The 20,126-nt window shown below is 68.9% G+C and carries 20 protein-coding genes; 13 read left to right on the top strand and 7 right to left on the bottom strand.

Features of this window, described 5'->3' with window-relative positions:
- Nucleotides 1-19: 19 nt before the first annotated feature.
- Nucleotides 20-493: a hypothetical protein gene (locus BM417_RS13670; RefSeq protein WP_093592552.1), complete on the top strand. Its 474-nt coding sequence runs from the start codon at nt 20-22 to the stop codon at nt 491-493.
- Here the strand turns inward: BM417_RS13670 and BM417_RS13665 are convergent.
- From BM417_RS13665 to BM417_RS13655, 3 genes are read right to left on the bottom strand one after another with little or no spacing between them, the layout of a single operon-like run.
- Entirely contained in the window at nt 490-2,577 is a 2,088-nt protein-coding gene (locus tag BM417_RS13665; protein ID WP_093592549.1) for a M6 family metalloprotease domain-containing protein, read from the bottom strand. The genes BM417_RS13670 and BM417_RS13665 overlap by 4 nt on opposite strands.
- Before the next feature lie 51 nt (nt 2,578-2,628).
- Nucleotides 2,629-3,972, bottom strand: a complete 1,344-nt coding sequence (locus BM417_RS13660) for a HAMP domain-containing sensor histidine kinase (RefSeq protein WP_093592546.1) — start codon at nt 3,970-3,972, stop codon at nt 2,629-2,631.
- The gene (locus BM417_RS13655) at nt 3,969-4,634 is read right to left on the bottom strand and encodes a response regulator transcription factor (RefSeq protein WP_093592543.1); all 666 of its coding nucleotides are present in this window, start codon (nt 4,632-4,634) and stop codon (nt 3,969-3,971) included. The genes BM417_RS13660 and BM417_RS13655 overlap by 4 nt, the downstream gene beginning before the upstream one ends.
- A 151-nt stretch (nt 4,635-4,785) precedes the next feature.
- Here BM417_RS13655 and BM417_RS13650 point away from each other — a divergent pair, with 151 nt between their 5' ends.
- Together BM417_RS13650 and BM417_RS13645 are read left to right on the top strand one after the other, a co-directional pair.
- The gene (locus BM417_RS13650) at nt 4,786-6,003 is read left to right on the top strand and encodes a bifunctional glycosyltransferase family 2/GtrA family protein (protein ID WP_093592541.1); all 1,218 of its coding nucleotides are present in this window, start codon (nt 4,786-4,788) and stop codon (nt 6,001-6,003) included.
- Entirely contained in the window at nt 6,000-8,054 is a 2,055-nt protein-coding gene (locus tag BM417_RS13645; protein WP_093592538.1) for an ArnT family glycosyltransferase, read from the top strand. The genes BM417_RS13650 and BM417_RS13645 overlap by 4 nt, the downstream gene beginning before the upstream one ends.
- A 2-nt stretch (nt 8,055-8,056) precedes the next feature.
- Here the strand turns inward: BM417_RS13645 and BM417_RS13640 are convergent, their stop codons facing one another.
- Nucleotides 8,057-8,836, bottom strand: coding sequence for a hypothetical protein (locus BM417_RS13640; RefSeq protein WP_093592535.1), 780 nt, complete (start codon nt 8,834-8,836; stop codon nt 8,057-8,059).
- A gap of 310 nt (nt 8,837-9,146) precedes the next feature.
- Between BM417_RS13640 and BM417_RS13635 the strand changes: the two genes are divergently transcribed.
- The 4 genes from BM417_RS13635 (at nt 9,147) to BM417_RS13620 (ending at nt 12,677) form a co-directional block, all read left to right on the top strand.
- On the top strand, nt 9,147-10,457 hold the full coding sequence (locus BM417_RS13635; protein WP_093592532.1) for a DUF2252 domain-containing protein: 1,311 nt from the start codon (nt 9,147-9,149) through the stop codon (nt 10,455-10,457).
- 219 nt (nt 10,458-10,676) lie between these two features.
- A complete protein-coding gene (locus tag BM417_RS46760) occupies nt 10,677-11,405 on the top strand; it encodes a hypothetical protein (protein WP_143138634.1) in 729 nt (242 codons plus the stop codon).
- Nucleotides 11,395-12,009 carry a hypothetical protein gene (locus BM417_RS13625; RefSeq protein ID WP_093592526.1) on the top strand — a complete coding sequence of 205 codons (615 nt, stop codon included), beginning with the start codon at nt 11,395-11,397 and terminating at the stop codon, nt 12,007-12,009. The genes BM417_RS46760 and BM417_RS13625 overlap by 11 nt, the downstream gene beginning before the upstream one ends.
- The gene (locus tag BM417_RS13620) at nt 12,009-12,677 is read left to right on the top strand and encodes a hypothetical protein (protein ID WP_093592523.1); all 669 of its coding nucleotides are present in this window, start codon (nt 12,009-12,011) and stop codon (nt 12,675-12,677) included. Before BM417_RS13625 ends, BM417_RS13620 begins: the two co-directional genes overlap by 1 nt.
- Here BM417_RS13620 and BM417_RS13615 read toward each other — a convergent pair whose 3' ends face one another.
- Entirely contained in the window at nt 12,678-13,580 is a 903-nt protein-coding gene (locus tag BM417_RS13615; RefSeq protein WP_177320416.1) for a GGDEF domain-containing protein, read from the bottom strand.
- 241 nt (nt 13,581-13,821) lie between these two features.
- On the opposite strand from BM417_RS13615, the gene BM417_RS13610 reads away from it, so the two are divergent.
- The 5 genes from BM417_RS13610 (at nt 13,822) to BM417_RS13590 (ending at nt 18,114) form a co-directional block, all read left to right on the top strand.
- Nucleotides 13,822-14,529 (top strand): hypothetical protein, encoded by a 708-nt coding sequence (locus BM417_RS13610; RefSeq protein WP_093592516.1) that lies wholly within the window; start codon nt 13,822-13,824, stop codon nt 14,527-14,529.
- Between the two features lie 64 nt (nt 14,530-14,593).
- Nucleotides 14,594-15,151, top strand: coding sequence for a hypothetical protein (locus tag BM417_RS13605; protein ID WP_143138633.1), 558 nt, complete (start codon nt 14,594-14,596; stop codon nt 15,149-15,151).
- On the top strand, nt 15,138-16,355 hold the full coding sequence (locus BM417_RS13600; protein WP_093592511.1) for an MAB_1171c family putative transporter: 1,218 nt from the start codon (nt 15,138-15,140) through the stop codon (nt 16,353-16,355). The genes BM417_RS13605 and BM417_RS13600 overlap by 14 nt, the downstream gene beginning before the upstream one ends.
- Nucleotides 16,356-17,723, top strand: coding sequence for an FAD-dependent oxidoreductase (locus BM417_RS13595; RefSeq protein ID WP_093592508.1), 1,368 nt, complete (start codon nt 16,356-16,358; stop codon nt 17,721-17,723). It abuts the gene before it with no gap.
- A 43-nt stretch (nt 17,724-17,766) separates the two neighbouring features.
- Complete coding sequence (locus BM417_RS13590; protein WP_245821905.1) at nt 17,767-18,114, top strand: hypothetical protein; 348 nt, start codon at nt 17,767-17,769, stop codon at nt 18,112-18,114.
- Here BM417_RS13590 and BM417_RS13585 read toward each other — a convergent pair.
- Nucleotides 18,098-18,571, bottom strand: a complete 474-nt coding sequence (locus BM417_RS13585; protein ID WP_093592502.1) for a VOC family protein — start codon at nt 18,569-18,571, stop codon at nt 18,098-18,100. The genes BM417_RS13590 and BM417_RS13585 overlap by 17 nt on opposite strands.
- Nucleotides 18,572-18,652: 81 nt before the next feature.
- On the opposite strand from BM417_RS13585, the gene BM417_RS13580 reads away from it, so the two are divergent.
- Nucleotides 18,653-19,651, top strand: coding sequence for a helix-turn-helix transcriptional regulator (locus BM417_RS13580; RefSeq protein ID WP_093592499.1), 999 nt, complete (start codon nt 18,653-18,655; stop codon nt 19,649-19,651).
- On the opposite strand, the gene BM417_RS13575 is transcribed toward BM417_RS13580, so the two are convergent.
- The gene (locus BM417_RS13575) at nt 19,609-20,088 is read right to left on the bottom strand and encodes a DUF4262 domain-containing protein (RefSeq protein ID WP_093592496.1); all 480 of its coding nucleotides are present in this window, start codon (nt 20,086-20,088) and stop codon (nt 19,609-19,611) included. The two genes, BM417_RS13580 and BM417_RS13575, sit on opposite strands and share 43 nt — an antisense overlap.
- Between the last annotated feature and the right edge of the window lie 38 nt (nt 20,089-20,126).

Here is a 20,126-nt window from a genome sequence, read left to right as displayed (position 1 = left end):
CTGCCAACAGACTGGGTTCGTGGACACCAGGAAGCGAGTCGATCCCGTCCGGCGCGGTCGCACCATCCTGGGGGCGTCGTTGCTGCTCACAGCCGTCGCCGCGGGGACAAGGGCCGCCGTCGGGTTCAGCCACGCGACCGAACTGGAGTCCGCGATCCGGGCGAAGGGCGGCCTGGACGTCACGATCGCGCTGCACACCGGGCTGACGTACGCGTGGCTCGTGTTCGCAGTGCTGACCGGGATCGCCGCGGTTCCGTTGCTGGTCAACGGCTCGGGCCGGACGTTCGCGGCCGGTGTCTGCTACTCGCTCGGCATGCCGTTGCTGCTGTTCAGCATCGGCGTCATCCCACCGGTCTCCACGGTCCAGACGCTGACGTGGCTGGCGTGCGGCGCCATCTTGCTGTTGGCGTGCTTCGTGATGCTCACGTCAGGGCCGGTTCCACCGCGGCAAGCTCCGGACCGGCGCAGGCCGGTCCGGAGCCGTCACCGCTAGCTGCCGGTCACCGTGCAGGTCGCGGTCGCGGACCTGCCGGGGTTGCTCTCCGACACGGCCGTGAGCGTCACCTTGGACATGATCGGCCCACTGCCCCGCTGCGCGTGCACCGGAACGTCGACAGTCCCGCCGAACTTGGCCGTGGCCAGCGCGTTGGGCACCGACACGGTCCAGCCGTTCTCGGCCTTCGCCGTCACGCGGTACACGTCACCGTTGAGGTACTGGTCGACGGGCTCCGGGTGCTGGCCACCGGGAGGCGCCGTGCGGCCGGTGTTGGTCAACGGGAAGCGGCACGTCGCCACGCCGTCGGTGCCGGCACGGGCCGCGGTCGGGTTGACCCGCACGCCGCGTTGCTGCGGTCCCGCACCGTCCAGCGACCGGACCGCCACCGTGTAGGACAGCACGCCACGGGAGTCGCGTTGCAGGTCCAGCACGTAGAAGTGCAGGCGGTTGGCCGTGTCGACGAACTCGAACTCGCTGCCGGAGTTCGTGCCCGCGTGCAGCAGCGCGTCGGACAGCTGGCGGTAGTCGCCGATCGTGATCGGGACCTTGGTGCCGTCGGGCAGGACGTAGTCGGTCATGCCGATGTCCTGCGGGTTCGCGTCGATCACCCACGTGAACGGCGCCGCGTCGGCGTTCTTGGTCTTGGCCAGCATCACGCCGGAGTCCGGGGTGAACGAGTCGGCGCCCATCCGGTCCACGACCTCGAGCGTGTAGTTGTTGTAGCCGCCACCGTCGCAGAACGGGTTGGTGGAGACGTTGCAGGACGGGGTCTTGTCGCCGGTGCCCAGCGCGAGGTTGATGCCGGTCAGACCGGTGGCGCCGGGGTTGACCTCGCGCGCGGTGATCTTCGCGATGACCGTGCCGGAGCCGGCCAGGGCCTCGCGGGACAACCGCAGGACGTTCTTCTCGTCCACGATGCCGAGCTTGATCTTGTTGCGCAGCGTCTGCTGCGCGCCGAGCGATCCGCCGCCGGTCGACGGGATCGTCCAGCGGGAGTGCGGGCCGCCTGGGCCGTTGAACGAGCCGCGCGACAGCATGTCCCACGGGCCGCTGTAGTCACGGCGCGGCGGGTTGCCGTACGGGTTGTTGTAGTTGTCGCCGATGCCGAGGATGTGGCTCAGTTCGTGCGCGTAGACGCCCTGGCCGGAGCTCTCGGCCTGGGTGGACGAGCCGCCGCCCGCGTTGGGCCAGATCGACGAGCCCGCCGCCCAGGAAGTCCAGTCGACGTAACGAGTGCTCGACCAGTTCGGCAGCGCGGGGTCCGGCGGGCCGAAGGCGTCGGTCACGTCCTCCTTGGTCCGGAACTTCATCATCCCGAACTCCTGCCACGTGCCGGACTCGTCCTGGCCCGCCGACAGGTAGTAGGTGAAGTCGTAGCCGGCGGGCACCTCCGCGCCGACGTCGGCCACCCACGCGGCACGGCCGTCGGTGCGGATGTTGCGGTTGCAGGAATCGCCTGCGGGACAACCGGTTCCGCCCTGGAACTCCATGGCGTACTCGTGGTCCTTGCCCGGCATCGTGTACGGGCCGAACGCCTTCAGGTCGACGCCGTAGCGTCCGCCGGAGGTCTCCATCCAGTACTCGTGCACGGTGTGACCGCGGTTGAGACCGTTCGGCTTGTTGAGGAAGTCCTGGTAGAACTGCCCGACCTGGGTGCGCGGCACGTTGCTCGCCTCGGCGCTCGGATTGCCGAACACCGTGGAGTTCTTGTCCTGCGTGACGACGAACGGCTGGTTCGGGTAGTCCAGCAGGACCAGCGCGCCCTTGAAGGTGCGCACCGAACCCTTGACCGCCGGGTCGGCCCAGTTGGTACCGGGGATCTTCTTGTAGTCCCGTGCCCACGTCATGTGGTCGGGGTTGACCCAGTTCTGCGGGTCGATCGGGCCGGGGAACCCGTTCTGCGCCAGCACACGCGCGGTGTCCCGGGACTGCTGCCACGGCTGTTGCTGCGGCCAGTGGTCGTACTGCCAGTGGTTCGACGGTTCTTCCGGGGGAGCTGCGGCGGAGTTGCCGGCGGTGAACATCGCGATCGAGAGGAGCGCGGTGATCATCAGGGCAGGGCGCCGGTGTCTGCGGTCCATACCACCACCGTGGTGCAGAGCGACCCGTGCGAACCAGCGCCGATCGTCTGATCAGTTGGCGGGCAGGTCGATTCGCACGGACGCACCGCGCGGCCTCGGCACGAACCGCACGCTGCCGCCGTGCACGGCCACGACGTCCGCCACGATCGCCAGTCCCAGACCGGATCCGGGCAGGCCGCGGGCGTCGGGCGCGCGCCAGAACCGTTCGAACGCCGAGTTCCGGTGCTCGAACGGCACTCCCGGTCCCTCGTCGCTGACGGTGAGCCAGCCCGGCTTCGACCGGACGGTGATCGTGGAACTGGCCGGTGAGAACTTCACCGCGTTGTCGAGCAGGTTGAGCACGCTGCGTTCCAGCGCGTTCGCGTCGCCGACGACCGACCAGCCGGCGCGATCGACGTCGAAGAGGTGGTCGTGGGCGCGGCTGCGGGCGCGTTCGACGGCCCGGTCGATCACCGTGGCCACGTCGACGTGTTCGCTGGCCAGTTCGTGTTCGTCGCGGGCGAGCACGACCAGTTCGGTGACGAGGTCGCCGAACTCCTGGCTCTGGGCCTGGAGCCGGTCGAGGACCTCGGCGCGCTGAGGCAGGGCGCGGCCCGTTCGTTCGCTGCGCACCAGCAGGTCGATGTTGGTGCGCAGGCTGGTCAACGGGGTGCGCAGCTCGTGCGCGGCATCGTTGACCAGATCCTTCTGGCGGCGACGGGACTCGGCCAGTGCGGCGGTCATCGCCGTGAAGGCGCGGCCCAGGCGGCCCACCTCGTCCTGGCCGTCGACGGTGATCTCGGTCGTCAGGTCCTGGGTGCGCGCGATGTGCTCGGCGGTCTCGGTGAGGCGTTCCATCGGGGCCAGGGCGCGGCGGGTCAGCCAGAGCCCGGTGCCGGCCACGAGCAGCGCGCCGAGGATCGAGACGGCCACCAGGACACCGCCCAGCGTGGTCAGCGTGGTGTCGATCTCGGCCGTGCTGCGGCTCAGGATCAGCACCTCGCCGGTGTCCATCGGTTGCAGGAGAACGCGTGCCTCGGCGCCGGACTGGGTGATGCCGTCGCGGAACGTCGGTGTCGTCACGAAGTCGCCGGCGACGTTGACCACCGGGTCGACGCCGGGCGGCGCACAGGTGCTGCCGTCGGCGTTCAGGGTCTGGATGCCCTGCAGGACCTGTTGCAGTCCCTCGGTCGGAACGCCCTGGTCGCAACGGATCTTGAACTCGCGCCGTTCCCCCGGTTCCAGCGGCTGGCCGATCCGCGGTGGCACGCTCGCGAGCAACGACTTGTCGAGCTGCGAACGCAGGTTGTGCTCGGTGGCGAGCCAGGTGACGACGCTGATCCCGGCGATCGCGACCGCCACGACGCACGCGGTGATCAGCGCGAGTTTGCCGCGCAGCAGGACCGGACGGCTCATGGCGACTCGCGCAGGATGAAACCCATGCCGCGCACGGTGTGCAGCAGGCGGGCGCGGCCACCGGCCTCGGTCTTGCGCCGCAGGTAGCCGATGTACACGTCGAGGTTGTTCGTGCCGTTGTCCTTGCCCCACACGGCGTGCTTGAGGTGCTGCTTGGTCAGCAACCGCTCGGGGTTGCCCAGGAAGACCGCCAGCAGGTCGAACTCGGTCGGGGTCAGGTCGAGCCACTCGCCGCCGCGCACGACCTCGCGGGCGTCCGAATCCATCCCCAGGTCGGCGAACTGGAGCGTGCGCGGGGCCGCGCGCCGCCGGTTCTGCTTGAGCAGCGCGCGGACCCTGGCCAGCAGTTCTTCCAGCGCGAACGGTTTGACCAGGTAGTCGTCGGCGCCGGCGTCCAGCCCGGTGACCCGGTCGCCCAGCGCGTCGCGGGCGGTGAGCATCAGCACGGGCAGGCGTTCCCCGGCCGCGCGCAACCGGCGGCAGGCCTCCGAACCGTCGAGGTTCGGCATCATCAGGTCGAGAATCGCCAGGTCGGCGCCCGCGAGCCGGACCAGTGCCTCGGCTCCGTCCGCGGCGGTGGTGACCTCGTAGCCCTCGAACTCGAGGCTGCGCCGCAGACTGTCCCGCACGTCCGGGTCGTCGTCCACCACGAGCAGTCGCATGCGCAAGACGGTAGGGCTCCTCGCTGTGAGCCAGCTGTGTGTATGCGCTCTAACGATTCTCTCAGCAGAAGCCAAGGACGTTCTCACGACAACGTCAGCAGGCTCGGTTGCACAACGGTCACAGCTGTGTCCACAGTGGAACGGAGATGACATGGCGGTGAGCACTGCACAGGCCACGGCGACGGTGGACATCATGATTCCCGTCTACAACGAGGAACGCGCGCTGCCCGGATGCGTCGAGGTGCTGCACGCGTTCCTGAGCGAGCAGTTCCCGTTCGACTGGTCGATCGTGGTGGTGGACAACGCGAGCACGGACTCGACCCTGGAGGTCGCCTGGGACCTGGCGCAGAAGTACGAGCGGGTGCGCGTGCACCACCTCGACCGCAAGGGTCGCGGGCTGGCGCTCAGAGAGTCGTGGGGCTCCAGCGAGGCCTCGGTCGTCGTCTACATGGACGTCGATCTGTCGACCGGGCTGGACGGGTTGCTGCCGCTGGTCGCGCCGTTGCTCAACGGCCACTCGGACCTGGCGATCGGTTCACGGCTGGCACCGGGTTCGCGCACGGTGCGCGGGCCGCGGCGGGAACTGGTGTCGCGCGCCTACAACGCGTTGATCAGACTGACGCACGGCGCGAAGTTCAGCGATGCCCAGTGCGGCTTCAAGGCCGCGCGCACCGAGGTCGTCCGGCCGTTGCTCGGCCAGGCACGCGACGAGGCGTGGTTCTTCGACACCGAGCTGCTGCTTCTGGCCGAGCACAACGGTTTGCGCGTGCACGAGGTGCCGGTCGACTGGATCGAGGACGTGGACAGCCGGGTCGACGTCGTCGGCACCGCCATCGACGACATCAAGGGGTTGATCCGCGTGGCGCGTGCGAAGGCCAACGGCACAGCTCGCGTGAACGGGCTGCCCCAACGACCTCAGCCCCGTGCAATCCACCCGGACGCCGTGCTGAGCCGCAGCGAGGGCGGGCTCTCCTGGCAGGTGTTGTCGTTCGCGGTGATCGGCGTGCTCTCCACGCTGGCGAACCTGGCTCTGTACGGCATCTTCCGGCTGTGGTGGCCGGTACTGGTGGCCAACCTGGTCGCCTTGATCATCACCACCCTGTTCAACACGGAGGCCAATCGGCGCTTCACCTTCACGGCCCGCAACACCGCCCGCGGCAAGACACATCTGCAGGGCTTCGTGGTGTTCGGGCTCTATTACGCGTTCACCTCGGCCGCGCTGCTCATTTTGCCCGCGGTCTCCCCTGACCCACCGCGCGCCCTTGAACTGGTGGTGCTGCTCGGCTCCTCCGCGCTGGGCACGGTGGGGCGCTTCTTCCTGTTGCGGAGCTGGGTGTTCCGCCGGGACAACCGAAAGGACCAGGCATGACCGCCACGGCCGAAGTGGCCGCCCCTGCCGACGTGCCGACCGTCTCGCGTTCTCCCCGTTGGCCCGCCTGGGCTCTCGTGGCGATCTGCGTGCTGGCCGGTGCGCTGTACGTGTGGGCGATCGGCGCCGGACAGGTCGGCAACTCGTACTACGCGGCGGCGGCGAAAGCGATGTCGACGTCGTTGGGCAACTTCCTGTTCGGCTCGTTCGACCCGGCCGGCGTGGTGACGGTCGACAAGCCGCCGATGTCGTTGTGGCCGCAGGCGATCGCCGTGTGGATCTTCGGGTTCCACGGCTGGGCGGTGTTGCTGCCGCAGGTGATCGAGGGTGTGGCGGCGGTGTTCCTGTTGCACCGCACCGTCCGGCTGTGGGCCGACGAGAAGGTGGCGCTGCTCGCCGCGCTGATCCTCGCGCTGACGCCGATCACCGTGGCGATCAACCGCGACAACAACCCGGACACGTTGCTGGTGTTGCTTCTCGTCGCTTCCGCGTACGCCTTCACTCGGTCGGTTCAGTCCGCCGAGAGCCGTCCGCGCACGAAGTGGTTGCTGTGGTGCGCTTTCTTCATCGGCTGCGGGTTCCTGACCAAGATGCTCCAGGCGTGGATCGTCTTGCCGGGGTTCGCGCTGGCCTACCTGGTGGGGACATCGGCTCCCGTGAAGCGCCGGATCCTCGACCTGCTGGCGGCCGGCGGCGTGCTGGTGGCGTCGTCGTTCTGGTGGGTGGCGCTGCACGCGTGGTGGCCGGGTTCCAAGCCGTACATCGGCGGGAGCACGGACGGCGGCGCGTGGGACCTGATCATCGGGTACAACGGCCTGGGGCGGGTCTTCGGCGGGGACGGCAACCCGGGCAGTGAGGGCATGTCGCCCGGTCAGCTGCCTTCCGGCCAGATGCCCACCGGTCAGGGACCGATGGAGTTCGGCGGTCCCGGCGGAGGTGCGATGTTCGGCGGCCAGCCCGGCATCACGCGCATGTTCGACGCCTCGGTCGGCGGGCAGATCTCGTGGCTGCTGCCGTTGTGCCTGCTGGTCCTGGGCACCGTGGCGGTGGCGGGCGTGCTGCGGTGGCGACGCGGCGTTCCGGGTGTTCCGGCCGAACGCGCGGGCTGGTTCATGTGGGGCAGCTGGCTGTTGGTCACGGCGCTGGTGTTCAGCCTCGCGCAGGGCATCTTCCACCCGTACTACACGACGATGCTCGCGCCGGCCGTCGCGGCGATCAGCGCCGCCGGGATCGTGATGTTCTGGCGTGCCAAGAGCTTCGTGCGCTTCCTGCTGCCGCTCTCGGTCGCGATCACGGCCGGGTGGGCGTTCGTCCTGGTCTCGCGGGACACGTCGTTCCACGGCTGGGCGCGGTGGGCGGTGCTCGGGGTCGCGGCGGTCGCGGTCGTGGTGCTGCTCGTCGGCCTGCGCCGGGCCGGTCTGGTGGCCGCGGTGGTCGCGGTGCTGCTGGTACCCGCCGTGTGGTCGACCGCCGTCGCGGCGACAGCCAGCTCCAACGGCGTGATGCCCGCTGCCGGGCCGAACGAGCGCGGTAACGGCGGCTTCCAGATCTTCCGCAACGGGCAGCAACCGCCCAACGGGGTGCAGCCACCGAACGGCACGCAGCTGCCCAACGGGGCGCAGCCACCCAACGGCCGGGGAAATCGGGGACCGATGATGGGCGGCCCTGGTGGCCAGACCACGCTCACCGACGAGCAGAAGCGGGTCCTCGACTACGCCAAGAAGAACGGCAACGGCGCGGAGATCACCCTCGCGGTCGCCGGTTCGGCGCAGATGGCGTCGCCGTTCATCATGGGCTCCGACGAGGTCGTGATCGGCATGGGCGGGTTCTCCGGCTCGGACAACGCGCCGTCGGTCGACCAGCTTCAGTCGTGGGTCGCCGAGGGCAGGCTCAAGTTCGTGCTCGGCGCCGGCGACCAGATGGGCGGTCGCGGTCCTGGCGGCCGCGGCGACAACGGCCGCCAGGAGTGGATCACCGCGCACTGCTCCACAGTGGACCCGAGCGCCTATGGCGGCGGATCCGGCCTGGAGCTGCTGGAGTGCCGTGCGTGAGGTCAGGGCACCAGCGCCCAGGCCTGCTGCGCGCTGGCCTTGCAGAAGGCGAGCCAGCGGCTCTGGGTGGTGATGACGCCGTCTGAGCCGGCGCGAGCGAGCGCGGTGGAGGAGTTCTGCTGCGTCTGCGGGCCCCAGTCGCCGTCGATGCCGGTCGAGATGCCCCAGATGTACTGGCAGGCGGCCTGGACGAAGTACGTCTGGGTCGCCGAGCCGGTGTTGAAACTGGAGTCGCCGCTGCCCGAGATCGCGTTGTCGATGTGGGCGTGGTTGTGGTGTTCCGCGTTGTCCAGGTACGAGATGACGTGCCGGAAGTGGTAGTGCAGGGACGCCATCGTTCCCCAGTACCGGATCCGGGCGGTGCGCAGGGCGTCGCCGGTGGAGCTCTTCCACTGGTCGTACCGGCCGTTGAAGGCGGTGAACGTCGCCCCCGTGTCGCGGTTCGTGATGAGCATGCGCGCGAGGTCGAACGCCCTGCCCTCGCCGTGCATGCCGGACTTGTTCACGTAGGCGCCGTAGGAGTAGATCTTGTGCGGCGCGGTCCAGTGGTACGGCGTCCAGTTCCGCCAGTGGACGTGCCAGGTCTCCAGCCGGGCGTAGAACGCCGGCTCGTAGCGGAACGACGACGCGGCGCCGTTCACCTCGTAGAAGGTCGGCTGCGAGTTGATCTCGCTCTGGGTGACGAGGGTCGCCGCGGAGGCGCTCCCGGTGCCGAGCAGAACCGCCGCTGAGCCCGCCACACCCGCGGCGAGAATGCTCCGGCGCGACATCGATCCGTTCATGTCCGGAGTCTTGCCCCGGACATGAACGCGATCCCTAGTCCCGCGACCAGTCTTCGGCCACGGGAACGCTGACAGGTACCTCCTCCTCGCGGCTCGCTTCGTCCGCGAGCACGCGACGCCGCTGTTCCTCGCTCGCACCGAACATGAAGCACATGCCTGCGACGTTAGGCGTGGCGTCCTCGCGCGGGCTTCTCGATTCCTGCTCGCTCCTCCGGTTTGGCCAGGTTCCGCGGCCAACTCGGACCGAACTGCCGGCGAAATTTGCGCGCGCCCGACTTCTCTCGCGGACATTCACGTGCTGGTATGCACCATGACTGATCGCGGCGACCGCATCGTGAGCGTGCTGGAGGAGGCCTTCGCGGGCCTGATGGCCGCCGACCCGGCCGCGTTCCGGCACAAGTTCCGCAAGATGGCGGCCGAACCGTTCACGTTCTACCGGGGCAGCGCCTGCCTGTTCTACGCCGACATGGCCGAGCTGCCCGACGAGTGGATCGACGAACGCACCAGTCGCATCTGGATCCAGGGCGACCTGCACGCGCAGAACTTCGGCACCTACATGGACTCCGAAGGCACCCTGGTGTTCGACGTCAACGACTTCGACGAGGCGTACCTCGGCGCGTTCACGTGGGACCTCCGCCGCTTCGCCGCCTCGATGGCCCTGCTCGGCTGGCGCAAGGCACTCCCCGACAGCGCGATCACCGAGCTGATCCGCACCTACGTCGCCGCCTACGTCGCCCAGGTCCGCACGTTCGTCGAGCACCCGGACGACGAGCTCTTCAGCCTGCGCCTGGACAGCACCGAGGGCGCCCTGCACCGCGTCCTGCAACGAGCCCGCCTGGCCACCCGGATCGGCCTGCTGGACGACAAGACCACGATCGTCGACTACGAACGCCGCTTCCGCCGCGACCGCGAAGGCACCCACGAACTGTCGTCCGACGTGCTGGAGTCCGTCGCCCGCGCCTTCGCGTCCTACCTGGACACCATCCCGACCGGCAAACGCGCGTCGAGCCGCACCTACGCCGTCAAGGACGTGGTGGGCCGCAGCGGGTTCGGCATCGGCTCGGCCGGCCTGCACGCCTACAACATCCTGGTCGAGGGCCGCTCACAGGCGTTGGAGAACGACGTCGTGCTGTCGATGAAGCAGGCCAACATCGCCGCCCCCAGCCGAATCGTCGCCGACACCCGGATCCGCGAGTACTTCACCGACCACGGCCACCGCACCGCCGTCTCGCAGCGAGCCCTGCAGGCCCACGCCGACCCGTGGCTCGGCCACACCGAGATCGACGGCGTCGGCTACGTCGTCGCCGAACTCTCCCCCTACGAGGCCGACCTCGACTGGTCGGACCTCACCGAGCCCGCCGACATGCTGCCCGTGCTCGGCTATCTGGGCCGCGCCACCGCGAAGATGCACTGCGTGGCCGACTCGGACTCGTCCCAGACCCTCGTCGACTTCCAGTGCGAGGAGGCCATCGCCGGGGTCATCGGGGATCGCGAGGAGGCTTTCACCGACGCCATCGTCGAGTTCGCTCTCGACTACGCGCGGCAGACTCGGGAGGACCACCGGTTGTTCGTGGACGCGTTCCGGGACGGCCGGATCAAGGGCGTGGGCTCGACCGCCTGACCTGTCCAACTGCACGTTCGTGGCCGGCAAGTCCGGATCCACCAGCGCAGTGACTCGGATGAATGAGCCCGTGGGATCGACACTTGCGGGGATTTTACTGAACACCTGGAATAGCGCTGATCTGAACGAGTGAACCTGAACGCGCCCGGTAATGAGCGACGCCGACGTTTCGAACTAGTCGAGCGAACACGTCGTCCACCCGGCGCAGAAGGGATTCTCATGCCCACCGGCCAGCACGGCGAGAATCTTCGCACGAGGAAGATCGCGGCGGTGGTGATCGCAGTTCTCGGAGGGCTTTTGGCCACCTTTCTGGCCATTGCTTTCCTCGCGGGCGACCCGACCCGGGATCCGCCGAGCACAAACGTCCTGTTGACCGCCACGACATCGCCGTCCTCCTCCGGGGCAACTACCGAGGACACGACCGCAACGTCAACGAGCACATCGGGAACGGGCACGACGGCGTCGCCTGCGGCCTCCCGGACGACGAAGCCCAACTCCTCCGCGAAGGTTGTGACGACGTCAGGACCGGTCACCCACGGGAATGGGCCGTGCACTGGAAATTTTGCCGTCGCCAGTCCCGCCGAGATGACCAGGATTTCCGCCTCCGGCGGAGTCACGTTCTCCGGAACCGCATGCACAAATGATCTTATCTGGATCCTCGACTTCGACCCCACGGACGACCACTACTATCAGACCAACGAAGATGCGCTCAACATTTCCGCCGGAAAGTGGCAGTTCCACAACGCACCGATCGGCAACGAGGGCGACGAGCCCGGAACCGTGTATCCGATCGTGGTGATCCGCGCTTCCGAGACTTGCAGCGCAGCGCTCCGGGGCATGCCTGCGGACAACGAAGGAACGGTCAGGTTCACGCCACTACCGGCAAGCTGTCCCAAGTCGGGCTCAGCAGATCACAAGACAGTGCACGTGGTGAACGATGGACCATGACAACCGGCATCGCAACAAGATCATCACCGTGCTGCTCGCGACGACGGGGATCGGCATGGTCACAGCGACAGCCCTGATAGCCGTGATGGTCCTGCTACGCGGCACCAACGGCGCCGTCAGCCCTGCTGAAGCGCCCACCACCAGGTCCAGTGCGCAGGCGGCGGCGACCGGACCCGCGATCACGACGCCCCAAGGTGCGTGTACGACGCCGTTCAGCGTGTCCACCCCGGCCGAGCGCACCACGATCTCCGCATCCGGCGGAGCCGTTTTCTCCGGCACAGCCTGCGACGGCGATCTGATCTGGATCCTCGACTTCGACCCGACCGACGGCTACTACTACCAGACCAATGAACGCCCACTGCTCATCTCTCCCGCCGGCAAGTGGGAGTTCCGCAACGCGCCGATCGGCAACACGGGAGACAGCACGGGAACGGTGTACCCCGTCGTCGTTCTTCGCACCTCGGCAGCGTGCTCCGACGCGTTGCGCGCCATGGCTCCGGACAGCAGTCGAACCGTGCGGTTCACACCGCTGCCCGCAGCGTGTCCCTCCACAACGGACAAGGAGAACTACCGCGTCGTGGAACTTGTGAACGGTGGTCCGTGATGGCCGATGACGGCGTCATACCCAAGGTCCGGACGGAGAACCTCAAGGTAGTCCGGATGTGGAAGGACGACATCGACGAGATGGTCCGTCTCATCGAGGAGGCGACCGCCCAGGACGGCGAAGATCTGATCATCGAGGTGAACGGCGAGGATCTGCTCAAGGACGTGAGCCACCTGTCCAGCTATCAGGGTCGCGTCAAGTCGATCTCGGTCACGAGCGGATCCGTCCGGCTGTACCTCGGCGCTTATCCGTGCCAGATCGTCGTGCGAACCCCGGACCTCAAGCTGCGCGGCATGATGAGCGAGATCGTCAAGATCGCAGACAGGTGCATGCGACTGAGGTTCTTCCACAAGACCTTGCACAGCATGCGGAACGCGGTCCTGTTCACACTTGCCTGCGTCGCGGTGACCACTTATCTCGGCACCACGACGGCTTCCGGCAGAACAAGCCCGTCTCTCGTGGACTTCGCGTTGATACCGGTCGGAGCACTGGTCGCGATCGGGCTGGTGTTCTGGCTCCTGCGCCCGCTCTCCTCGGTGCTGCACACCCGAACCCGCCACGAGGCACCGCCGTTCTGGCAGCGCAAGAAGGACGACCTGCTGATCAACCTCACATCCCTGATGATCGGCGGGGTGATCGGCTACTACGTCAACATGTTCACGAAGTAGCTAGTGGACGAGGCCGTGGTGGCGGTTCGTCCACGCGGCGACGGCCGGCAGCACGTCCGTGATCCACTCGCGGGCGGCGGCGGTGAGTTCGTAGCGGGCCGCGCGGCGGAGCACGAAACCGTTGTCCTGAAGGCGTTCCAGCGTCCTGATGACCTTCGGGCCGAGGACCGGGACCAGGTCCTCCGCCGCCTTGGCGCCGTCGGACAGCGCGACCAGGACCTGCGGTAGCTGGTCGCTGCTCATCAGGTCCTGCAACGCGAGCAGGTGGTGCAGGGCCGAGGAGTCGGCGGCGCGTTCGGCGGCGAACGTGCTCGGGTCGTGCATCTGGACGCGGGCCCGGCCGCCTCGCTTGGCGCGTTGCAGTGCCGCGTCCGTGTCGCGGACCAGGTCGATCAGCGTGCCCTCGGGGCTCGGAACGTGTGCCGCGACGCCGATGGACGCCGTCTGGCCGTGCAGGGTGAGGTGGTAGCCGTCGTTCGTGGTGATCTCGGTCTGCAGCGCGCGGATGCCGCGCAGGATCCGTTCGGCCACCACGGCCGCTTCTCCGCCCGTGGTGCGGGGCAGCAGCACGAGGAACTCATCGCCGCCGTAGCGGCACACGAGGTCCGTCGGGCGCGTGTGGGTCGCCAGCACCGCGGCCACGTCGGTCAGCACGACGTCGCCGGCGGGGTGGCCGTACTCGTCGTTGATCTTCTTGAAGCGGTCCAGGTCGAGCATGAGCAGCGCGACCTGCTCCCACCGGCGCTGGGCGCGGCGGTACGTCGCGGGTGCCTGGTCGTCCCAGCCCCACCGGCCGAGGAGGCCCGTGAGGCGGTCCGTCGCCCAGGCGCCGACTGGTTGTGCGCACGAACCGCAGCGCGTGGGAGCGCTTTCGTCGTGCAGGCGCAGAGAACCGTGGTCCACCGGTGACCCCATTCGCACAGTCGCCATGAGTCCCCCCAGACTGCAGCTCTGACTGGCCCGATCTGCCCCTTTCAACTGAAGTGACGTCGTTCGGATCAAACGCGACACATCAGTGCAAGCGGCGGAGTGTGATCATAGGACTACGGACAGGTGGATTCAACCCCTGTGATGTCATATGCTCTCTTGGTTCCACAACAGTGGAATGATCGCTGGCCCTGAGTCGCTCCAGCGGAGGTGTGGCGTGAGGCCGTTCACCGAGGTCCTCAACGAGCTGTGCAACAACCCGCCCGACGGACGGGGCAAGGTTACCAACGTAGCGCTCGCCGCCGCCGTGAAGGCCCGGGGCGGGGACATCGGGCACGGCTACATCTCGCAGTTGCGGCTCGGCGTGAAGGACAACCCGACCTGCCAGGCCATCGTCGACCTCGCCGGCGCGCTCGGCGTGCACCCCGCGGTGTTCCTCGGCGGACGCCGCGAACTGCACCCGGCGGAACAGCCTGGATGGCGTCCGACTGCCGTGAGCACGCTCTTCGAGGCCGTGCACCCGCCGGACCGCGGACCGTGGTCGCCGGAGGAGGTCGCGGCCTCGATCAGCTCGTCCGGGCAGTTCGGCAGCATCTCCGCCAGCTACATCCGTGAACTGCTGAGCAACACCAGCGACAACCCGCGGCTCAAGCACATCCTCGGCCTGGCCGACCACTTCGGCGCCGATCCGGCGTACTTCCTCGACGACGACCTGGCCGCGAGAGTCGACTCGGAGCTGACAGACTTCCTGGCACTGCGCGAACTCGGCGTCGTCGAGTTCGTCACCCGTCTGGCCGAACGTACGGGCGATCTGTCCCCGCAAGCCAGGGCCGCTGCGGTAGAAGGGTTCCGGCAGGCGCTCGAAGTCGGTGAAGGGTGGTCGTTCCCGCTGAACAGCCGTCGTACTTCCGCGGACCACACTTGATGACGATGCCGGCGTGAAGATCTCAGCCTGGACCGCTGCAGACGACATCGAGAGGAGGCGACGGGTGAACCGCAGGAAACTGCGCAAGCTGGTCGACGAGGTCGCCCGAGACCTCGGCCTGCCGCCCGACGCCACGCACCAGGAGGCGAGCCGCCGGGTCTGCGAGCTCATGGGTGAGCGGCTCGACCGTCCCGTCGACGTCCGGTTCGCCGCCATCACGAACGCGGTCTGCCTGAGCGGCGCCACCGCGTTGCTCGAGAACGGCACGTACCTCGTCATCTGCGCGGACTCGCCGTCCTGGTACCACCGCCTGCACGTGCTGCTGCACGAGTTCGCGCACGTGCTGCTCCAGCACCAGCCCGTCGCGCTGACCCGCGACGAGGGCATGCGCAAGCTCGCGCCGCACCTGCTGCCGCGGATGGCGAAGATCATCGCTGGGCGCACGACGCTGACCGAGGACGAGGAGCGCGAGGCCGAGAACCTCGCCGACCACCTCCTGGAACGGCTGACCGAACACCGGGTGTGGGCCGACACGGCCACCACCGAGGAGCCCGCGCACGTGCGCCGGGTGGCCGAGTCTCTCGAAGGAAGATCTCGCTGGGTGCGTCGTGGCGATCTTTAACCTGATCTACCTCTCGTGCGGCATGGTCGGCCTGCTCCTCCTCGCGTACAAGATCCGCGCACTGCGGTCGAGCTGGGGCAGCCCCCGTGTCGTCGCGCTCATCTCCACGGTCTCCTTCTCCGCGTTCGCCATCCTCTTCGCCGCACCCGCGAACATCACCTGGATCAACTGGGTCAGCGGCGTGCCGAACTTCGCCGCGCTGCTCGTCTACAGCCTCGTGGTGGGCTTCGCCGGGTCGTCGTTCGCGCTCGTGCTGTTCTGGCGCTACCCGGTGGTCCAGGCGTGGCAACGGGTCCGGCTGATCGTCGTCAGCTACGGCTCGATCATCGCGGCGATGATCGTGCTGTTCTTCAAGTCCGAGGTCGACGAGGAACGCCAGGTCGACTTCGACACGTTCTACGCGACGCAGCCCACGGTGGCGGTGTTCCTGTTCATCTACCTGGTGGCGACCGCGGTCGGCTGCGGCGGCCAGGCCTACCACTGCTGGCAGGGCGCGCGGGACGAGGCGATCTCCGCCCGGCCCTGGCTCGCCCGCGGCCTGCGCTGGTACAGCGCGACCGGGCTGTTCCCGGTGGCGTTCGCGGTCATCAAGCTGTTCGTGCTGCTGATGAACTGGTTCGGTGAGCGCAGCTTCGACGTGCTGAGCCTGGCCGCGCCGCTGATGGCGTCGCTGTCGATCTTCCCACTGGTGATCGCGATGGCCCTGCCGGTCTTCGGCCCGCGCCGCCCGTCGCCGTCGCTGTGGGTGCGGCGCTGGCGCACGTACTTCGCGCTGCGGCCGCTGCACCGCGCGCTGGTGCACGTGAACCCCGGCATCGTGCTGGTGGCGCCGGGCAAGTTCCTCAACCCGCACCACCGCGTGCGCCGGCAGATCATCGAGCTCAACGACTGGCGCTGGGCGCTCACGCCGTACTTCGACCTGACCGTCGGCGAGGCCGCGACCTCGCTCGCGCGCGGTGCCTCCCTGCCCAAGGACGAGGTGGCCGCCGTCGTGGAGGCCGCCCAGCTGCGGGCCGCGGGCTCGTCGGGTGGCCGTTCCCGGGCACCCAAGCGCCGTCCCGCCTCGGAGATCGTCGACGGCACCGACCTCGCCGCCGAGCACGACAGGTGGGTCCGGATCTCGCGTGCGTACCAGCACTCGCCGATAGTCGACGCCGCCGTCGCCGACGCAGCGCGCGTGGAAGCAGCAGGGGGAATGGATTAGATGGCACCCACACACGCCGTTGTCCTCGGCGGCGGGCTCGCGGGCATGCTCGCGGCGTCCGTCCTCGTCCGGCACGTGGACGAGGTCACCGTGGTGGAGCGCGACAAGCTGCCGGACGGCCCCACGCCCCGTTCCGGCGTGCCTCAGGCCCGGCACGCGCACCTGCTGATGTCCGGTGGCGCACGGGCGATCGAGTCGTTGCTGCCGGGCACTCTGGACGCGTTGTTCGCCGCCGGCGCACACCGGATCGGCGTGCCGAACGACCTGGTGTCGCTCAGCGCCCAGGGATGGGTGCCGCGGTTCCCCGAGATGCAGTTCATCGTCTCGTGCAGTCGCGGGCTGCTGGACTGGGTCGTGCGCAGCCAGGCGTTGCGGGACAACAAGATCTCCGTGCTGACCGGGACCGAGCCGGTGTCGTTGCTCGGTGACCGGGACGCGGTGTCCGGGGTGCTGGTCGAGGACCGGATCTCGCACGAGCGGATGTCGCTGGAGGCCGACCTCGTCGTGGACACGACCGGGCGCGGCTCCCGGCTGCCCGCCTGGCTGGTCGACCTGGGGCTGCCTGCCGTGCACTCGGAGAGCGTCGACTCCGGACTTGCCTACGCCACCAGGATCTTCCAGGCACCGCCGACCGCGGCCTCCGGTTTCCCGATCGTCAACGTGCAGGCGAACCCGCGTGATCCGCAACCCGGTTGCACCGCGACCCTGCTGCCCATCGAGGACGGGAAGTGGCTGGTCACGTTGTCCGGGACGCGCGGCGGCGAGCCGTCGACCGACGAGTCGGAGTTCGTCGGCTTCGCCCGGTCGGTGCGCAATCCGGTCGTGGGAGAGCTGATCGCCTCGGCCGAACCGCTGTCGCCGGTGTACGGATCGCACAGCACCGCGAACCGCCGGATGTTCTTCGAGCGCTTGAAGTCCTGGCCTGCCGGGCTGGTGGCGCTGGGCGACTCGGTGGCGACCTACAACCCCGTCTACGGGCACGGGATGTCGATCGCGGCGCAGAGCGCGCAGGCGTTGGACGCCGGTCTGGCGGCCGGGCACTCGGCCCAGCAGATCCAGCGCGGCATCGGCAAGGTGGTCGACGGGGCCTGGGCGATGGCGACCAACCAGGACATCCTGTATCCCGGCGCGGTCGGGAAGCCGTTGCCGCTGGCCGGGCGGGTTCTGCAGCGCTATGTGGACCGTCTGGTGCGCACGGCCACCACGGAGGCCGCGGTGACTCGGGCGTTCCTGGACGCGTTCACGTTGTCCGCTCCGATGGCGAACCTGGTGAGCCCCAAGGTGGTGTGGGCGACCATGCGCGGGCCGCGGTCGGCGTCTCCGGAGCCGACGCTGACGGAGGACGAACGCGACCGGGTCACCGGCTGACGTGTACCGCCTTCAAGCCGTCATCGCCGGCACCGGAGTGCTGGTGAGCGATCAAGTCGTTCCGCTTCCGCAGGACCTGGTGCTGCTTCCGCTGTCCGCTGTGCCCGGCCCCAGGCAACTGGCGGAGTGGTCGTTGCGCGGGCCGGTCGCGTTCGTGGACGCGGAGTTCTTCGGCGGCACGGGCTCGCAACGGGCCCAGGTCTGGGACCAGGGCCGCAGCGTGCTCGGGCCGTTGGTGCGGGAAGAGGACGACCCGATGCCCGGCGTGACGCCGATTTCCCAGGCACTGCGGCGGCTTGGGGTCGTGAAGGGCGAGCACCACGACGAGTTCGACGCCGTGGGGCTCGGCCGGCACCGCGACACCGAGGACTGGGTCACGTCCGCGGAGTGAAGTCCGCGCTCTGCACGTACTTCATGGCCTCGATGAAGACCGGGTCCCGCATCCTCGCGCCCAGCTCGGCCTCGGTGGGTTCCGCGACTCGCTGGTGCAGCCACCACAGGTTGCCGAACGGGTCGGCGAACCGGCTGACCCGGTCGCCCCAGAACAGTTCGGTGGGCTCGGTGACGATCCTGCCGCCGAGTGCCACGGCGCGCTTGAGCGTGGTCGCGTCGTCGGCGAGGTAGAGACGCAGGAACGCGGGCGTGGGCGGCCAGTCCGGCACGTCGAACAGCATCACGACCGAGTCGCCGATGCGGACCTCGGCGTGGCCGATGCGCGGTGCCTCGCCCACGCGGCCCAGTTCGGTGGCGTCGAACACCTCCGTGATGAAGTCGATCAGTTCGGCGGTGTGGCCCGCGGTGATCAGCCACGGCGTCACGGTGTGGTAGCCCTCGGGCACGACGTTCATCGGTCTCCCCTTTGCTCGTTGGGGTGACCGTATGGCGCATGTAGGACGAGATTGGTCCTAGTTCTGGCCTAGGTTTGCGGCATGAGTGATGCGGCCCGGTTGTTGCGCCTGCTGTCGTTGCTGCAGACGCCCCGCGAGTGGCCCGGCAGCGAGCTGGCTGCCCGGTTGGAGGTCACGCCGCGGACGGTGCGGCGTGACGTCGACCGGTTGCGCGACCTCGGTTATCCCGTCGAGGCCTCGATGGGTGTGCTCGGCGGGTACCGGCTCGGTGCGGGCGCGGCGATGCCACCGCTGTTGCTCGACGACGAGGAGGCCGTCGCCATCGCGGTCGGCCTGCGCACCGCCGCGCGGCAACCGGTGGCGGGCATCGCCGAGGCGTCGCTGCGCGCCCTGGCGAAGCTGCAGCAGGTGCTGCCGCCCCGGCTGGCCCGGCGGGTCGCGTCACTGACGGCGGCCACGGCACCCGTGTCAGCCTCGGACGCCTCCCTGGTCGACCCCGGCCAGCTGACCGTGATCGCCGGTGCGGTCGCCGCCCGCGAACGGGTGCGGTTCGCCTACGTAGCCAACGAGAACGTGGTGTCGAAGCGGCACGTGGAGCCTGTTCAGTTGGTAGCGCTCGGCCGGCGCTGGTACCTCCTCGCTTTCGACGTGGAACGGGACGACTGGCGGATCTTCCGGCTGGACCGCGTCTCTTCCGCGCTCGCCACCGGGGCGCGCTTCGCACCGCGCGTGCCGCCCGGCGGGGACGCGACGGAGTTCGTGACGCGGAAGATGTACGACTCGGCGCCGACCTTCCGGGCCCGTGCGACCCTGCGGCTACCGGTGGAGCTGGCGCGGGCTCGGCTTGCGGACTTCGCCGGCGACCTGACTGCCCTCGACGACGGCTCGTGCTCGTGGCACAGCGTCGAGGACACGATCGACTACCTCGCGTTCCGCCTGGCCTTGCTGGGGTGCGACTTCGTCGTGCACGGGCCGGACGAGCTGGTGGAGCACCTGCGGGGGTTGGGTGATCGGATCAGCCGGTCGGTGCGCGAGGCTCACCCGCCCGGTGGTCCCGCTCTCACGCCCAGCACCGGCTGACCTCCCACCACCCCTTCGTAAGAGCGGTCCCACGGCCAGTGCCCGGACTCGTCGGCGTGCACGAGCTGCAAGGCCTGGATGCCCTCGCCGTAGAGCCGCGCGGACACCAGCAGGTGGGCCCACGGGCGCGCCACGCGGACGACCTCCAGCAGCGGGCCGCCGGGCACGGTGAAGCGGCGGCCGGGGTCGGGCAGGCAGCTGTGGGCGAGGTGTTCGGCCATGTCGTCGAGCAGGCGGCCCGCTTCCAGGACGGGCATTCCCGTCACGACGAGCTCCGGAAGGCCCCGCGGGGTCAGGCCCACCGTGTAGGCCCACGGCGGGTGGGCTCGGTCCCGTTCTATCGCCTGCACGGCCCAGCCTCGCGCGTCGATGCAGCGGCGCAACGTGGCCAGGTGTTCTTCCATTCGGTCGGCGGGGTGGTCGCAGTCCCAGCACATGGCGGTCTCCTCGGATCGGTGGTGGATCCAGTGTGCCG

Source organism: Lentzea waywayandensis, assembly GCF_900115955.1.
GTDB lineage: Bacteria > Actinomycetota > Actinomycetes > Mycobacteriales > Pseudonocardiaceae > Lentzea > Lentzea waywayandensis.
Note: the sequence above shows the minus strand (reverse complement) of the source record. Positions and strands in the feature narration are given on the sequence as shown.

What these genes read in the sequence shown, in the direction of transcription:
- BM417_RS13665 (WP_093592549.1), bottom strand. Translation starts at nt 2,577, where the DNA reads ATGGACCGCAGACACCGGCGCCCTGCCCTGATGATCACCGCGCTCCTC.
- BM417_RS13660 (WP_093592546.1), bottom strand. Translation starts at nt 3,972, where the DNA reads ATGAGCCGTCCGGTCCTGCTGCGCGGCAAACTCGCGCTGATCACCGCG.
- BM417_RS13655 (WP_093592543.1), bottom strand. Translation starts at nt 4,634, where the DNA reads ATGCGACTGCTCGTGGTGGACGACGACCCGGACGTGCGGGACAGTCTG.
- BM417_RS13650 (WP_093592541.1), top strand. Translation starts at nt 4,786, where the DNA reads ATGGCGGTGAGCACTGCACAGGCCACGGCGACGGTGGACATCATGATT.
- BM417_RS13645 (WP_093592538.1), top strand. Translation starts at nt 6,000, where the DNA reads ATGACCGCCACGGCCGAAGTGGCCGCCCCTGCCGACGTGCCGACCGTC.
- BM417_RS13640 (WP_093592535.1), bottom strand. Translation starts at nt 8,836, where the DNA reads ATGAACGGATCGATGTCGCGCCGGAGCATTCTCGCCGCGGGTGTGGCG.
- BM417_RS13635 (WP_093592532.1), top strand. Translation starts at nt 9,147, where the DNA reads ATGACTGATCGCGGCGACCGCATCGTGAGCGTGCTGGAGGAGGCCTTC.
- BM417_RS46760 (WP_143138634.1), top strand. Translation starts at nt 10,677, where the DNA reads ATGCCCACCGGCCAGCACGGCGAGAATCTTCGCACGAGGAAGATCGCG.
- BM417_RS13625 (WP_093592526.1), top strand. Translation starts at nt 11,395, where the DNA reads ATGGACCATGACAACCGGCATCGCAACAAGATCATCACCGTGCTGCTC.
- BM417_RS13620 (WP_093592523.1), top strand. Translation starts at nt 12,009, where the DNA reads ATGGCCGATGACGGCGTCATACCCAAGGTCCGGACGGAGAACCTCAAG.
- BM417_RS13595 (WP_093592508.1), top strand. Translation starts at nt 16,356, where the DNA reads ATGGCACCCACACACGCCGTTGTCCTCGGCGGCGGGCTCGCGGGCATG.
- BM417_RS13585 (WP_093592502.1), bottom strand. Translation starts at nt 18,571, where the DNA reads ATGAACGTCGTGCCCGAGGGCTACCACACCGTGACGCCGTGGCTGATC.
- BM417_RS13580 (WP_093592499.1), top strand. Translation starts at nt 18,653, where the DNA reads ATGAGTGATGCGGCCCGGTTGTTGCGCCTGCTGTCGTTGCTGCAGACG.
- BM417_RS13575 (WP_093592496.1), bottom strand. Translation starts at nt 20,088, where the DNA reads ATGTGCTGGGACTGCGACCACCCCGCCGACCGAATGGAAGAACACCTG.